13 protein-coding genes and 1 pseudogene are annotated in these 15,209 nt (G+C 52.0%); 7 read left to right on the forward strand and 7 right to left on the reverse strand.

What is annotated here, in order from left to right; all coding sequences use genetic code 11:
- Positions 1-151: 151 nt before the first annotated feature.
- Both ACZ9BX_RS32800 and ACZ9BX_RS32805 read right to left on the reverse strand, forming a co-directional pair.
- Positions 152-1,330: a polysaccharide biosynthesis/export family protein gene (locus ACZ9BX_RS32800; protein ID WP_087000772.1), complete on the reverse strand. Its 1,179-nt coding sequence runs from the start codon at positions 1,328-1,330 to the stop codon at positions 152-154.
- A 544-nt stretch (positions 1,331-1,874) separates the two neighbouring features.
- Positions 1,875-3,767 (reverse strand): capsular polysaccharide export protein, LipB/KpsS family, encoded by a 1,893-nt coding sequence (locus ACZ9BX_RS32805; protein WP_476222478.1) that lies wholly within the window; start codon positions 3,765-3,767, stop codon positions 1,875-1,877.
- Positions 3,768-4,422: 655 nt separating this feature from the next.
- Between ACZ9BX_RS32805 and ACZ9BX_RS32810 the strand changes: the two genes are divergently transcribed.
- Complete coding sequence (locus tag ACZ9BX_RS32810; protein ID WP_476222479.1) at positions 4,423-5,538, forward strand: capsular polysaccharide export protein, LipB/KpsS family; 1,116 nt, start codon at positions 4,423-4,425, stop codon at positions 5,536-5,538.
- Positions 5,539-5,577: 39 nt separating this feature from the next.
- Here ACZ9BX_RS32810 and ACZ9BX_RS32815 read toward each other — a convergent pair whose 3' ends face one another.
- From ACZ9BX_RS32815 to ACZ9BX_RS32825, 3 genes are read right to left on the reverse strand one after another with little or no spacing between them, the layout of a single operon-like run.
- Positions 5,578-6,276, reverse strand: coding sequence for a class I SAM-dependent methyltransferase (locus ACZ9BX_RS32815; protein WP_476222481.1), 699 nt, complete (start codon positions 6,274-6,276; stop codon positions 5,578-5,580).
- A 27-nt stretch (positions 6,277-6,303) separates the two neighbouring features.
- Positions 6,304-7,200, reverse strand: coding sequence for a glycosyltransferase family 2 protein (locus tag ACZ9BX_RS32820; protein WP_476222482.1), 897 nt, complete (start codon positions 7,198-7,200; stop codon positions 6,304-6,306).
- Entirely contained in the window at positions 7,200-8,441 is a 1,242-nt protein-coding gene (locus ACZ9BX_RS32825; RefSeq protein ID WP_476222483.1) for a glycosyltransferase, read from the reverse strand. The genes ACZ9BX_RS32820 and ACZ9BX_RS32825 overlap by 1 nt, the downstream gene beginning before the upstream one ends.
- 118 nt (positions 8,442-8,559) lie before the next feature.
- Here ACZ9BX_RS32825 and ACZ9BX_RS32830 point away from each other — a divergent pair, with 118 nt between their 5' ends.
- The 4 genes from ACZ9BX_RS32830 to ACZ9BX_RS32845 all read left to right on the forward strand — a co-directional run bounded on the left by ACZ9BX_RS32830 (position 8,560) and on the right by ACZ9BX_RS32845 (position 12,274).
- Positions 8,560-9,657 carry a glycosyltransferase family 2 protein gene (locus ACZ9BX_RS32830; RefSeq protein ID WP_476222484.1) on the forward strand — a complete coding sequence of 366 codons (1,098 nt, stop codon included), beginning with the start codon at positions 8,560-8,562 and terminating at the stop codon, positions 9,655-9,657.
- Positions 9,658-9,748: 91 nt separating this feature from the next.
- Positions 9,749-9,871: an antitoxin Xre/MbcA/ParS-like domain-containing protein gene (locus ACZ9BX_RS32835; protein ID WP_476222485.1), complete on the forward strand. Its 123-nt coding sequence runs from the start codon at positions 9,749-9,751 to the stop codon at positions 9,869-9,871.
- A gap of 186 nt (positions 9,872-10,057) precedes the next feature.
- Entirely contained in the window at positions 10,058-11,560 is a 1,503-nt protein-coding gene (locus tag ACZ9BX_RS32840) for a M10 family metallopeptidase (protein WP_476222486.1), read from the forward strand.
- A 348-nt stretch (positions 11,561-11,908) separates the two neighbouring features.
- Positions 11,909-12,274: a hypothetical protein gene (locus ACZ9BX_RS32845; RefSeq protein ID WP_476222487.1), complete on the forward strand. Its 366-nt coding sequence runs from the start codon at positions 11,909-11,911 to the stop codon at positions 12,272-12,274.
- A gap of 38 nt (positions 12,275-12,312) precedes the next feature.
- Here the strand turns inward: ACZ9BX_RS32845 and ACZ9BX_RS32850 are convergent, their stop codons facing one another.
- Together ACZ9BX_RS32850 and ACZ9BX_RS32855 are read right to left on the reverse strand one after the other, a co-directional pair.
- Positions 12,313-12,660 carry a hypothetical protein gene (locus ACZ9BX_RS32850; protein WP_476222489.1) on the reverse strand — a complete coding sequence of 116 codons (348 nt, stop codon included), beginning with the start codon at positions 12,658-12,660 and terminating at the stop codon, positions 12,313-12,315.
- Complete coding sequence (locus tag ACZ9BX_RS32855; RefSeq protein ID WP_476222490.1) at positions 12,660-13,280, reverse strand: class I SAM-dependent methyltransferase; 621 nt, start codon at positions 13,278-13,280, stop codon at positions 12,660-12,662. Before ACZ9BX_RS32855 ends, ACZ9BX_RS32850 begins: the two co-directional genes overlap by 1 nt.
- Positions 13,281-13,597: 317 nt before the next feature.
- Between ACZ9BX_RS32855 and ACZ9BX_RS32860 the strand changes: the two genes are divergently transcribed.
- Both ACZ9BX_RS32860 and ACZ9BX_RS32865 read left to right on the forward strand, forming a co-directional pair.
- Positions 13,598-14,410, forward strand: coding sequence for an FkbM family methyltransferase (locus tag ACZ9BX_RS32860; RefSeq protein WP_476222492.1), 813 nt, complete (start codon positions 13,598-13,600; stop codon positions 14,408-14,410).
- A gap of 39 nt (positions 14,411-14,449) precedes the next feature.
- A pseudogene (locus ACZ9BX_RS32865) lies at positions 14,450-14,975 on the forward strand (integrase core domain-containing protein); the annotation flags it as partial.
- Positions 14,976-15,209 lie beyond the last annotated feature (234 nt).

Consider the following 15,209-nt stretch of genomic DNA (forward strand, 5'->3'; position numbering starts at 1 on the left):
AAGATACGGCTTGTCACCCGAAAAAATCGTATCTGTGGTTGTATTCCAATAACTTTCAATAACAACCGTAACCGATTGTAAACAAAGGAAGGAGCGCCATCATTTCCTGATGGGACCCTTCCATAGGCATAGCAACGATCAGCAACTGGGTCTAATCGTTCATGTTGTTGTAAATCCCGGCACTCTGCGCGGCAATACCAACCGGTTGTCCAACAATACCCAGGAACATACGTATATCGACGGCCGGATGACGCGAGATGTAGATAACGTCGCGATTTTTGACCGGGAATGTCTGTCCGACGATCAAGCTATCCGGATGACTCATGTCGAAACGATAGACGATCGGATAGCGGCCGACGCTGTCAGGCGCCAACCCCTTGTTCAGCAACTCATGGAACCGCTGGCTTCCAAGCAGGCTCATGACGACATCAGGTTCCTCATAGCGGAACAGGAAGTATCCTTTTGCATCCGTTGCCAGGTCGTTACCACCTCGACCGAGTGCTACCGCCTCAAGCAAGTTCAGATCGTTCGCACCGAAGTTAATGCGTGCATTGAGATTGGCAGTGCCAAGAATTGTAAACGTCCGCGGGTCCTTCGACACGAAAATCCGGTCTCCGGGCTGGACGTAAATGTCTTCCGACGGATTTTCGATGATCGACTTCAGAAGCGCCGTGCCGGTTTTCTTGCCACGAACGAGCGTAACGTAGGCTTCGTAGGGCTGCGCCTGCGAGCCCCCTGCCTTCGCAAGCACTTCTGTGATCTGCTCGCTGACCAAGCTCAGCGGCACCTGGGATGGCTTGCCGACCTCACCAGAAACCGTCACGTTTCGCGATGCGGTGCTGACACTCGTCACGATGACGTCCGGCTCGACGGCTTTGTTCGCCAGTGACGCAAGAATTGCCTTACGTGCTTCTTCAAGTGTCTTGCCCTCAAACTGAACCGATCCTGCATAGGGAATTGCGGCCATACCATCTGGCTGCACTACGATATCGAGGTTCGTCTGCTTCGATTCCGTCGTCGAGAAGAGGCCGTCGCTGCCTGCTTCGAAAATCGTAACCTTCAGGTGGTCCCCGACACCGATCACAACGCGGCCAACGCCACCACCGATGCCAAAACGGCGATTCAGAGCAGTCGTCACATAGTTGGAAACGAGAGTGGCAGAGCGGCTGTCAACGTCGACGATATCAAAAACGGCAGCGTTACGGCGGCCGACTTCTGCAGCGGATCGCCCAGCATCCTTGTTAATTGTATCGGCATGTGGCCCCTGCGAAGGCAACCCCTGGCAGCCCGCCAAGGCGAGGCAGATCAACACAATACTCGATCGAACCAATTGATTTCCCTCAATATCGGCAGAGACAATTTTCCTGGTTGTCACAGCCGACCTATTTGCAAAAGATTCTAATTGGCACCTGCAAAGCACACTGAACGTCTCACAACAAGCCAATTGGCGAACCGATCCCTAAAAAAATCACAGCTGCGTTATCAATGCCATAGTGCAGTAAGGGCTCAACCACGCTCCTGCAAGCAGGCCCAGCGAACTATCTACAATTTGAGTTAAAGGCGCTTAAACAAGCCGGAGTGCGCCAAATCTTGCCGGTCCGCTAAAAGCATCGCGACGACGACCGCGGCGCTTGTGTCCATGCGAGATCCCTGGTGGTCCAGTGCTCGGTTGCTCAACCATTATTTGACGCAGGACTGCTCAACCGATCCATACAGCCGACGTGAGATAGCGGCAAAGATGCCAAGGATCCCAGGTGGCGCGATCTGCGCCCGCGAAGCCGCACTTAAAGCCACTCGCCCTGAACTAAGCTGAAACCCGCGGCGCGACTTCCGGAGCGTTGGGCCTTTGTGGGCTCTTTCAATCGGAGAGTTGCTCATAATACTTGCGCAACTAAGCTTCCATCCTCGCCGAAATCCAAGATATGTTGCTTAACGCGGGCATGAATAACCGCTTTGGCTTGTTCCGCATCCCGCAAATCCACGGCATAGCTATTGCGCAGCAGATACCAGAAGCGTCGAAGGTCGGCCGGTGATACAGCAGTTCGTCCGGGCTGGAACTGTTTCTCGAAGGCACCTGTTTGCTCACAAACGAAGCACGCGGCCATGTAGTCTGAACGACCAAAGACATAGACTGGCTTTTCGTGCAGCAGGGCCTCAGCACCAACGCCGGAGTTTATCACACAGACAGCAGCCGATTTGGCGATGATGCTGTGAATGCTGCCGGTGGCTGAGATGATCCGGCCGGCGCTTTCGTTTTCTCGGATATACTTTCCGATCACTGTCGAGCCGCAGAGCGGATGGCGTTTTGCGACAACAGAGTAGCCGATCTTCTCACACGTGGTTACGACTTCCTCCATCATTTCGATGGGGCTGCAGTACGCCAATTCCTGAACTGAATCGCCCACCATTTGAAGAGCGATGAAAACAAATCGGCCGGGCAAAATCTCCGCAGCATGAATTGGGTCTTGAGCATATTTAGACAGGTTGCGGGAAATGGTTTGTTCTTGATCTCGCTGAAAAAAGTTGGCGGCAGTCGTAGCGTCCACCTCATCGAGCGGCAGTTCGGCTAGGCTTTTTCTTGAGAATTCCGACCATCCGGAGTAGCCGCCGGTATCAAAGCTGAAGCGTGATGGGCGGTCGGTCTCCTTGAAGTGAAGACCATTTCGATGCCCGGACACCGTGTGATACGAGAAGAAAGGTACCGGCAAGTCTTCGACACCGTGCAGCTTGATCTGCCCCTTCACTCCGTAATCGAGACCGATTGTCTCGAGGCAGTCCGCGATGGTCTGCAAAACAAACCTGATATCGGCGCGAAAGCCGGAATAGTCGATCTTGTTGGACCGCAATGCTGCCGATGGGATGATGATGACGGCATCGGGCGTCCGGGGTATCGGAGAGCTCAGCCCAGCGCGCGCCAGAATATCCTGATGTCCGCGTCCGATAAGGCCAGACATCGGTGCAAGTGCATCAAGGTTGAGCCGTCCCTCCAACCGGTCTGCCGCTTTTTCCATCCCGCTCTTGCGAAGAGCTTCGACCACCTGCCTTGCTCCCGCCAGATCCAGGAGCCATATCGAAGCCTCGACCGCCCGTTGAGCAAACCTCGAAAGGAGCTTCGGGTCATTGAGAATTGCATCGCGATCGCGAACGATTCGCTCGATCACAGACCTGAGGATGTCATTACGGCCCGCACTATCGGCTGCGGCAGCTACGGAAGCGGCAAACTGGAAGAGGGGTTTATCGGGGTCTTGCGAGAGCCGCGTCATACCGTCGACGGCGAACTCCTCGTGCCTCCGTTCCTCCAGCAACAAACTTCTTCTGAACTCGGCGACCTGAATCCGCGCAGGAAATGACTCTGCAACATAGTCCAAGGCAGAGAGAGCCGCTTCATACTCCCCGCTCCTGCGCAGGAGAGCCGCCTCGATAACCGGCGAGAGGTTGTGATCGAATCGGGGTGTCTTCATTAATTTATGCGCATATCGAGGATCGACATGCCCGAGAACCTCGTAGAAAAACAGCCGCATCGAATCCGCACCCGGCGTCTCCCGGTTGCTTAGATCAACGAGGATTTTGGCTGCCTTTTTGAAATTTCGCTGCTGACAAGCAATATACATCCGGCCGTCACAGATCCGGCGGCGGTGCGCCGGCATCGGCAGAAAGCGAACGACAAAAGCAAGGGCAGCGAGGATCACGCCTAGACCGCCGAGGAATTTCTTTCTCTCGATCAAATCTTGAACGTGTTCCGCCAATCGGTCGATCAGGTACTTCATTGCATCTCGGTCTAGTTGCTTACCGTCGCAAACGCGAGGTCGCGCAATCAGCTTGACGGCACTGCGTCTACACCCCGGACGTAACGCGTTGTCGTCCATCCCGCAACAGAAGCCTCCGCTGCATCACCGGGGGTCGAGCGGCCCTGCCCGACGTCCTTCCAGATTTGCCGCCATAATAGCGCTCCCGTGGGCTCTCGCATCAGGAGATAAGAGCGCGAATGAGGGGAACGGTCGAGGTGGCCTTTTTTTTGTCTTGGCGACATCATGCAACTCAACACATAATGTGAAGCAACCCTCCGTTGCTGATACGCCTTGATGTCGAATACTCGGCTCTGCTGCCCGGCACTTGGTTCAGACTGTCTTGTCAGATTGGCGAGATCTTCTCGCGGCTTGACCTGTTAATTAACGCGCAGTTTCATTGGTTCGAATGCCACCAAGGAGAACTACGGCGCACGGTGCTTGCCATGCCGCTTCGTTTCGACTACCGGATTTGAAATTGCGCGTGTCGGAGTTGACCCATTACCTTCCTCCACGCCGGTATGCTAGAAGTGTCGCAGAATGCGTGCGCGTTATGGCAATAGGATCGACGCAACCGTTTTTGGACAAGTTACGTCTTTGAGACCTCCTATTCGACGGAGCAGAAACGCGGTATCTCATGGCTAATGCAGTCAGATTAATCTTCTCCTCGCTCTTTGGCAGTGCACTTCGCCAGTCGAAGAAAGAGCCAGCGTTTGTTATAGGGCTGAGCGCGTGGCGCCCTTACCTTCGCGATTGGTTCGAGGGTGAAAAAATCTACAAATACGGACGCAGCATCTCCTGGTTGCGATTCTATCTAACGGTGGCTCCGCTGATCCTGGCTGATCCCCGTTCTAAGGTCTATGTATGGGCATACAAACACCCGGATTTTATTAAGAACTTTTGTCGCGCTTGGAACGTTCCCCTGATTAGAGTTGAGGACGGCTTTATCCGCTCGGTTGCTCTTGGTGCAACGCGGGCGCCTCCGCTCTCCCTGTGCTTCGACTCCTCCTCGCTTTACTTCGACGCGACTGAACCATCAGACTTGGAAATAATCATTCAGACGCACGACTTTGATACCGATAACGAGACAACGGCACGTGCGCGCAAGGGCATTGAAAGGCTCATTACTTCGAAGCTCTCCAAATATAATAATTCTCAGAATGCAGACGTTGAAGAACTATACGGTCCAAAGCGTCGTCGCCGCGTTCTTGTTCTGGGGCAGGTCGAAGATGATGCGTCAATAAAGTTGGGCTGCAATAAGAAATTAAGCAATAACGATGTCGTTCGAATTGCCGCAGTGGAAAATCCCGATGCTCAGATTATCTATAAGCCGCATCCCGAAATACTTCACGGAACAAGACCCGCCCAGTCGAACCCTGACGCAGTTCGAGATATAGCCCTTATTCTGGATGTCGATATAAGTTTGGCAGATAGCCTTGAGACGGTTGACCATGTTTATACAATTACCTCCTTATCGGGCTTTGAGGCATTGCTACGCGGCATCAAGGTTACCTGCTTGGGAATGCCTTTCTATGCTGGTTGGGGCCTCACAGACGATCGTCAGATCTGCGAACGGCGAACGACCAGGCGATCGGTGGAGCAGCTCTTTGCAGCGGCATATATTTTGTACGCGCGTTACTTCGACCCGATACGCCACTGCGAAATCACGTTCGAGGACGCAGTGGAACTTTTACGATCAATGAAGCAACAACAACTCGACGATCAACGGCCCGCGCAAGTCATTCCTATTTGAACTTAGCCCCGCATCGAGCTCTCCAAATAGTGCTGCGCGCTAGCTTTTTTGGGCTAGCCAGACAAGATGCCCTGCTATCAGGAGCTTTTGAAAGTTTTTTTCTTCATGCGAGGACTTGATCCAGCGACCGTCGATGTAATGGTTGAATAGGCTCTCGAAACTAAAGAAATTATTGAACTTTTCTCGATCAATCACCCGGCGCATCGTAAGCGTTATTCCGTCAATTCCTGGGCGTATCTGCTTCACGAATAAATCATGCGATTCGAAAACTTGGACGATTCCATATGCGGTCCAATTGAAAATACTATGGCTGTGATAGGGCTCAAGCTGCGAGCATGATCCTACGAAAATACCGCCCGGCTTCAGTATTCGAGAAACCTCCGCAATTACGGCATCGGGATGCCTGACATGCTCGAGTACTTGCTTGCAGAACACGACATCAAACGTCTTGTTCGAAAATGGCATAGTTTTGCCATCATAAACCCTAAAGTCTAAATCTGTTCTTGTTCTCGATTCTACCTCGGGAGAACGCTCAATATCCAAACCCGTATACTTTAAATTTGGAATATAACGCTTCAAACGATCAAACGACGCTCCGGTCCCAGCCCCGAGATCAAGAACTTCTGTTTTGTTCTCAAATTCCGCGGAATTCAGTTTAATGATAGAAAAAGCATCGACTTGCGCTGAAGAGTCGCCCGGTACTTTCCCTTTAAGTACCTCATGAATTGTATCGCTCACTTCTCATTCCCTTAATCTTCTTCTCACCTACGCTCGTAGCGCCTTGTTCTTCCAGACATGCTTAGCGAACGCAATAGGGCGCCTTGTCGCCGCCTTCCTCATAAAGTGGCGGGCAAGGACGATATCCCCATTATTTTGAGCAAATCGCCACGCGAGCATGTCCATACGAAACAACCTCATCTCACAGAAACGATCGCCGTACCGTCTAAAAAGCGTTCGATGCTTGTCGAAAATGATCTGATTGCACTCTCGGATTTCGAGAGCTTTCCGACCCTCGTCGGATTTGTGATATGCGCAAAGCGGTTCAGTCTTGGTAGCGTTATAAATTCGACCGCCATGCATCTGAAACCGTATAAAGAAGTCCAGGTCCTGCATTCGTGGCAGGCGCTCGTCAAACCAACCAACATCCTTGAACGTGGCAGCCGGCCCTATCAGGGTCCATAGGTAGGCTCGCAATTGCGATCCTATTAAAAGAGATTTCAATTGATCCCCGTCTACCTTTTGGACGCGCCTGCGCGGCAATCCACCGGTCCAAATCCAGTCGTAGTTACAAGTAACCCAAAACGGGATTCCGCCGCTGGTTTGTTCAAGCTCGGCAATCTTTTTAAATTGTTTCTCGAGTTTTAATGGGTACCATTCGTCACCAGCGTCAAGCCATGCAACATACGGGCTCTCAATAGCAGCCAGAAGGACGTTTCGTGTGTACGGGCGCCCACGGTTTTGCTCATTTTCAATGATTTCAATCTTGAATGAAAAACCAGCGGCGATTTCTCTCAGCTTTAGTTTCGTAGGAGCATCTGAACCATCATCTGCAATTACCACGCGAACCTGCCCCACCCAGCTCTGGGCTTCAATTGAGCGCAAGCTTAGGTCGAGCCCTGCGGCGTCATTAAAATGCGGCATAAGGATGTCGAGATCAGCCATCAGGCAGCCTCCCCAATAAGTTTACCTATCAAGCTCATCCAGCGATGACGATAGTTGTCTACTGTAAAACCTGCAACCGACGGGGGGCCATTCTCCGCCAGCGCCTGGCGCAGTTCATCATTCGCCATCAAAAGCCGAAGTCCATCGGCAAGTCCATCCGTTCCGGACCGCTTGCGAACAGCTACGCCGTTATAGCCATCCTTGACGAAATTGCTTAACCCCGGGCAATCATCATAGAAAACCACCGGAGTTTTGAGATAGAGCGCTTCCGCGGGGGCTAAGCCAAATCCTTCGTGGTGGGCTGGATGGCAGAATATAGAGCTCTTTGCATACACCTCGCCCAAATCACTGCGGTGTCCAAGAAGTTTGAAACTTTCACCTATTCCCAAGGCCTCGACTTCGCCACGCAGGTCGTGGCGCTGCGGCCCCGTCCCGAACAGGTGGACTTTCCAATCTGGAAAGTCGGCAGCAACCTCCCGCCATGACCTAACCAACTGAAGATAATTCTTAACAGCAGCAAGACGCCCCGCGGCTACTATTATCTTCTCACGCTTGGGTGCCGGAGTATGCGATGAAAACTCCGGCGAAATATAGTTTGGAATCGTCACAATCCTATCCTGGAGATGGGGCGGGAACCAGTTGCCAAAGTCGTCAAACAAAACGTGGATGGCGGCCGCATGGTCGAGTGCCTTCAGGCGCATCTCCCTATCGAGCGGATTGGGATCCCATCGCGCAGCCGACTCATAGTCTTCCCTGGGAACGTTGTGGTTTGTAGCAACCACCTTTGTATTTGTTCTCCAACCTGCGATGAGTGTAACCGTGTTCGCGGACGGCAGCAGACTTATTGCAAGGTCGGGGTTATTATACCGAAAATAGTTTTCTAATTGCTCAAGGAAAAAATCGTGTTTGGCAACCCAATTAGCTCTATTGCGCCAAGATTCGGGTATAAATTTAAATGACGGCAGTGCTTCGGCCCGCCTATGCGCTTTGGTTTTAGTTTTTCCATAAAGATTTATAACTTCGACTTTTGGATTCACAGGATAAAATGGACGCCCCGCTTTCTCGTCGAAGTGAAGACATGTCACCCTAAAGCCCTCATCTGAGAGCATATTGGCTAGCTCGCAATAAATTCTCTCGGCTCCACCGCTACGCCCCGCCAAGAACCTTATGACTATAGCTATATGCTTGCCGGTTCCGAATTTTCGCAATGCGATGCCCCCATACGTTGATGTCGGCGGCATCCTCCATAGCAAGGGGCAACAGGTCAAGTAGACGTTGAAAATCTTAAACAGGGAACCGCGCACTTGAAACGAGGCTCAGCGAGAGGCTACGATTTGGAAGGAATATGCAGGAGCCACCTTGAGAGATTCTTCACACGACGACTTTTTACGCAATTCGCATAGGCGGATCTACGAACTGCCATCCGATCAGCCAACCTGCGACGTCAGTGTTGTCATCCCAACCTTTAACAGATCGAAGTTTCTCCACAGAGCGCTTTCGAGTGTGCAGGCTCAAACCATGATGCCTGCCGAGGTATTAGTGATTGATGATTGCTCCAACGAGGCGGAGGCGGAGGCAACGGAGCGGATCGTCAGAGACTTTTCTGAGCGGCTAAATTTAGTACTACTGAAGAACGGTTCGAACAGAGGAGCCAATTACTCCAGAAATCTCGGGATACGCATCGCTAAACACAAATACATTGCTTTTCTCGATAGCGACGACTTTTGGATGCCAGAAAAACTTGCCACGCAGATGGCAATACTTGAGGCTCAAAAGGAGGAAAAGAAAGCGACACTTTGCGTCACTGGGCGGTACCGGGTCGCTGCGGAGAGTGGACAAATACTAGCTCGTCAGCTTGTACGAGCGAGCTTCAGTCGCGAAGCGATTATCCGATCAAACTTTATTGGCACGCTATCTTCGGTTTTGGTGGACGCGTCATTGGCGCGAGCCGTCAACGGCTTCGACGAGTCGTTACCTGCTTGCCAAGATTGGGAGTTTTTTATTCGCATTTCGGAGAACGTCAATTTCATCTCGGTTGCCGTTCCCTTATGTGTATACGTTGAACACCGTGAAAATAGAATAAGCGCCAGTAACAGGAATCGGCTTCGTGGCCATCTTTTCATAAAGCGGAAATACATAAACAGCTTGGAAGACAAGACGGGTCTCTCGGCATTCTATCGCAATGTTGGGGAGGAGTTACAGCTACTTGGGCGAGATCGCTTTGCAAGAAAGATCTATATTAGAGCTAAGACTGAAGGCATCTTCCCAGCTTGGAAGCAGTCACTTGCGGAGGCATTGCTGTATACATACTACACGTGGCGTCGAATGCCCATGTTAAAGACGGAACGATACTTATCATATAGTCAGACACTTGCAAAGTTGAAAAGCAACAGCGGAGAGATTTCACAATTCAGAATAGACCAAAACTTTATCTATACAGCGTTCCAGCGTTGGTAGAGCGAATACCGTGTGACATATTAATTATTTAAGAATACCGATCTTCATTTTACCACCGTCCTTACTTACGCCAAGTTTCCGCGCCGACACCTTGCTTGATGCAGTCGGACTGCTAAAGGGAACAAGGAAGCACGTTTGTCCGGTCGAGCAGTTTGTCGACGGGTGGCCTGCTTGGCATTGCTGCTCAACGCCTGGGTTCGGAATTCAAGAGTGACGAGGCGTCGGTTGAACGGGCAAACGTGCTTCCTTGTTCGAAGTAAAACCTGATGGACACGATCGCCTCGATGAAGGTACTCAGGCGCTTAGAAGTGGTCTGCTGACATGGTGATTTTTCCTCTTGCGAGTCAATCGGTGAAACGACATAACACACGGTAGAGTGGAATAAGCAGGCGGAGATTTAATGACGGGCGTTATAACTTCCATAAAGAATGTGAGCTTGACGGGAGATGAGAGGGTCAACGGGCTTCTCAGCGGCTATGCATGGGACGGAACGATAACTTATGCGTTTCCCACCAGCTCTTCATCGTACTCGTATAATGGCGAGAAAGATTACAGTTTCTCTTCAATTTCCCAGCAACAGCAGTCTGCTGCCTTGTTGCTCATGGAACAATCCTATGGAAACACGGCGAATGACGGTTTCTCCGTAGAGGGATTTACTAACGCCAACTTTGTCGCCGGGAACGTGGACACCGCATCGGTGCGATTCGCTCAGTCGTCGGACCCCAGTCTCCCGACGGCAGGGGCCTATTATCCAAGCACAGATAGCTGGGGTGGCGATATCTGGTTCGGGACAGAATATGCTGGCACAGAAAGTGATTATCGGTTTCCGGAGTTCGGCAACTATGCGGGACATACGTTGGCGCATGAACTGGGTCATGCTCTTGGCCTGAAACATGGTCATGAACCGGATGCCAATCCGTCGGTCGTGCCCAGCGACTTCGATTCTATCGAATATACGATCATGACTTACCGCACGTATATGGGAGACGACGTAAGTGGCTACGACTACGAGCAGAATGGAGCGCCACAGACCTTCATGATGTTCGATATCGCCGCCCTACAGGAAATGTATGGAGCGGACTACACGACCAACAGTGGCAATACTATCTATAAGTGGAAGCCGAACGAAGGCATCACCTATGTTGACGGAGTCGCGGCCATCACGCCCGATGACAACAGGATCTTCGCCACGATTTGGGATGGCGGCGGTGTCGACACCTATGATCTGAGCGCCTACACCACGCACCTTACAATCGACCTGCGGCCAGGCAGCTACTCGGTCTTTTCCCAAGGCCAGTTGGCCGATCTGAACGGTGGTCCGAATAACGGCTATGCTCGCGGTAACATTTTCAACGCGCTTCTCTGTGGTGGAAATACCGCGTCTCTGATCGAGAACGTTAAAGGCGGATCAGCCAGCGACACCATTCATGGCAATGCTGCGAAAAATGGCCTTTACGGTTATTCAGGGAACGACAAGCTCTATGGTGATGGCAACAATGATGGGCTCTATGGCAACGACGGAAACGACCGCTTAGTCGGCGGAGCTGGCAACGACCGGCTTGGCGGTGGTGGGGGAAGCGATACCTTTTTCTTCGAGACATCGTTCAGTAGCCGAACGAACATCGATGTCGTCACGGATTTCACAAATAACAGGCAGCAGAATGACCTGTTCTGGTTGGATGATGCGATTTATGAGGCATTCATGCTCGGTGACATTAGTTCATCAGCCTTCAAGGACCGCGCATTAGGCAGAGCTGATGGATCAGACCGCATCCTGTACTACCAGCACAGCGGCGAGATCTACTATGATGCGGATGGATCTGGCATAACCTATGACCCCATCAAGTTCGCGATTGTGGAGAATCACGCGACGCTCACGGCAGCAGATTTTTTTATTGTCTGAACCTGGAAGATGATTTCGCCCCGAGATTGTCTACATCACTTCGGTTCGTCAGAAGGAAGATTGCGACCCCATCATGACTGACGCGTTCGGAGATCTACCGAGTCGCATTCCCGCATTCTCGACCGCGTCGGAATCGAAACGGGAAGCCACTACCGCACGCTTCCAATATAAGACTTAGCCGTCCACTGTTGTTGCTTAATAAAGCACGTGTTGGCACTCAAATGCCTGGGAAACTCAGATATCTGGCAACCGATTTTTGGCAAGACGCGTTCTCGTTGAAGAGCTGCCTTCTCAGTCGGCAGGCATTAAGCTACAAAGCGGTCAGGCCAAAATTGGAGTGTGCACATTTTGACACTAGAGGAGCTCATTCACCGACTGGAAAACGCAACAGGCCCCGACAGGACTCTTGATGTCGAAATCGCGTTGGCCGTTGGATATCAGCGAAGAGCGGAGAATTCGAACGACGCCGAACGACGGGTCGTTTGGATCAAACCAGATGGCAGTTTGCCGCAGAAAATTCCCTTCTTCACAGCCGCCGTTGACGACGCTCTGGCGCTCGTCATGCGTGTAGCCCCTGACAAATCAGGTGGCTTCAGCTGGGAATCCGGCATGGGTAGCGCCAAGCTAGGTGAAAGTCAGTACGTTCAATCGGCGTCTCCAGCAATTGCGCTGTGTATTGCGGCTCTGAAGTACAAGACGTACACGGGTACTTGATATCAGCGACGCGTTCGTATCGCGAGACATGACGTCGCTTACAAGCCGCTGTCGCTCAGATGTTTTAGTGCCGCCATACATATGGCGATAGCAGGCGTGCCGCCTTCAAGAGGCGAGCCGTCATTCAACGCGGCTTTTGCTGACATCCCGCCAAACGTACATGCGCCAAAATTCAGGGGACACGCACTCTCTGCCGCCATCATCGCAGCGTCAACAGAAGCGGTGAATGGCGGCACACGATTGAATGTCCGCTCGCCAAGAACCCAGTAGGACGCGCCACCATCAGATTCCTCTCTCATCCCCAGGACTATCGCGATGGTTCGATCAGCACGCCTGTCGGGCTCAATCATTCTACTCAGATCGGAAATGATTGATTCTAAATTCATCAGCCAAGCCGCTTAAGACAGAATGAAAAATGCCCGTGAGATTCAAGGGTAATGTACTCGTACTGCCAGCCGTATTCGGTGCAAAATTTCGCGACCGCCTGAATGACGCCATACACCATCGGTCTAACCACGTTCCCCGTACAAAAATCGTGGCCCGCAATATGCCCCTCCCGCTTAACCTTGGCGTCACACAATACCAACTCCTCCCACGTTGTCTGGTATGTATGGTTGGTGTCGATATACACCCAATCAAAGAAATTGTCGGAGAATTTTTTCAGCCGCTCAGTGGAGTAACCTTGGTGAAGGTGAAGCCGTCCGGTCCCTATCTCGCTCACAAAGTTCTTCTTAATCTCCTCCATGCCTACCTTGTACCGGTCGGTGTCCCATGCATCAATGAGATGCAATTGCCGAGGGCGATTTCTCGCCAAGATCTCAGCACTGTAATTCCCGAACGCAGCTCCGATCTCGGCGACAATGCCTCGATCAGGTAGATGATGCAATAGTTCCAACCTGTTCGGAAGAACTCGGCAATTAACCGTTTGAAAATACCCCAAATCTGTCAGGGGCGTGTCCGCAACAAGCTTCGCACGGCGCCTTTCGCGCTGCTCGTACAGATCCATGGGCAAAAACTCCTTTGAAAGGCGATCAATTTAGTAACAGCAATATGAGAAGGCAACAGCACTTACCCGTTTTTCCGCCTTGATGTCGTACATCTTTTATGTACAGTCGCGCAACGTTTCAGCTAGGGGGTACAACCTTGACAAACTTTAAGAATGTCCTTTCGCTTTGCGGCCTATCCTCTCAGGCAGCAGCGGATTTTTTGGGTCTTTCGAAGAGTACCGTGGATTCAATGGCCTCCGGGAGACGGCCGGTCTCGGACAAGACATGGCGAGCTATGAGTGACCTTTGGCAAGAGATAAACTGCGCGGCAGCCGACATGAAAGTCGTCCTTCAATCCGTCACAGGCAAGGGTATTGACCCAAGAGTAGGCGACGCGGCACCGCCGATAAGCGGTTACGAAAATATGCAAATGGCTGCTCAAGGCGTTGCCGCGGCGATTGCGACATTAGACACCATTTCAGAACTTCCGAGGGAAGAGGACAAAGAGGACTCGGCGGCTGGGAAGCGTCTTCTTATGCCAATCTCCGATATAAAATTGCCGGAGATTGGCGGTCGAATCGGACGCATACTCCTGCGCGAACGTTGGTATGAACAGGAGATGCTCGATTATATTCGCACGCTCGGCATAACGGGAAACTATCTGGACGTGGGGGCCAATATTGGCAACCACTCCGTATATTTTGCTGCCAATACGGAAGCAACGCGCGTCTTTGCTTTTGAGCCCACAAGAAGGGCCCGCGCTGCGCTCAATAAGTTCATCGAGTTGAACTCGCTGTGGACGAAGATCTCCACAATTCCTTATGCATGTTCTGATTTTGAAGGAGAGATCGAGGTCGTCGAAAGCCTCGCCAGCTCAGCGGTGCCGGTAAAATACCCCTGCCGTCGTATTGATGACTTGATCAACGTTCCAGTATCACTGGTGAAGATGGACATTGAGGGTGCAGAGCCTTTTGCGCTTAGGGGGGCCGTGCGCGTTCTTCGCGAATTCAAACCTATTATGTTTATCGAAGTACACGACGACAATCACATGAATGAGATTATGAGCATCATCGCGCCCATTGGGTACGAAGCTACTGGGAACGTTTGGAACGCGTCGCCAACGTACGAGTTCGTCGCGAATAAAACTTAGGCCTACCGATGGTGCGACCTATCACGGGGTGCAATGCCTAGTCTTCGGGAGGATCGTCAGACGGCTATTGGTTCGAACGATGTGTGGCGATGGACTTCGTGCACGACCAACTCGCGACCGGGAAAAAGCTGCGGGTTCTGACGGTGGTCGACGCCTTCTCACGTTATGTGCCGGTCCTTGATCCGCGTCACAGCTATCGAGGTGAAGATGTCGTGCAGACCTTGGAACGGGTGTGCCGGAAAGTCGGCTATCCGAAGACGAGCCGTGTCGATCAGGGGACGGAGTTCGTGTCCCGCGATCTTGATCTTTGGGCCTATGCCAAGGGCGTGACCTTGGACTTCTCACGCCCAGGCAAGCCGACCGACAATGCTTTCATTGAAGCTTTCAACGGCCGCTTCCGGGCCGAATGCCTGAACCAGCACTGGTTCCTAACCCTTGCGGATGCCCGTGAAAAGATGGAGGATTGGCGTCGATCTATAACGAGGAACGGCCTCATGGTGCGATCGGCAATAAGGTGCCGATCTCGCTGATGAATTCAGGAAGCGCAACCAGCCCGCCTCCCTGATGAAGTCGGAAAACTCTTGCCACCGCTGGTCCAGTGTTTGGGGGCGGTTCAAAGCCGCCGAGACTCTAATCGCCGCTGGATGAAAGTTTAGTGGCAGGTCAACATGGGTCCTCTTTACGCGGAGCAATATTTAACCCACGGAGCCGTCGCCTGAAAAAAGTGCGAAAGATTCTGGACACTACCAACTGCCAGATGACTGGATGGGGTGGACGGCCTCCGCTCCCGACATCAGGT

The organism is Rhizobium sp. USDA 3886, from assembly GCF_056279785.1.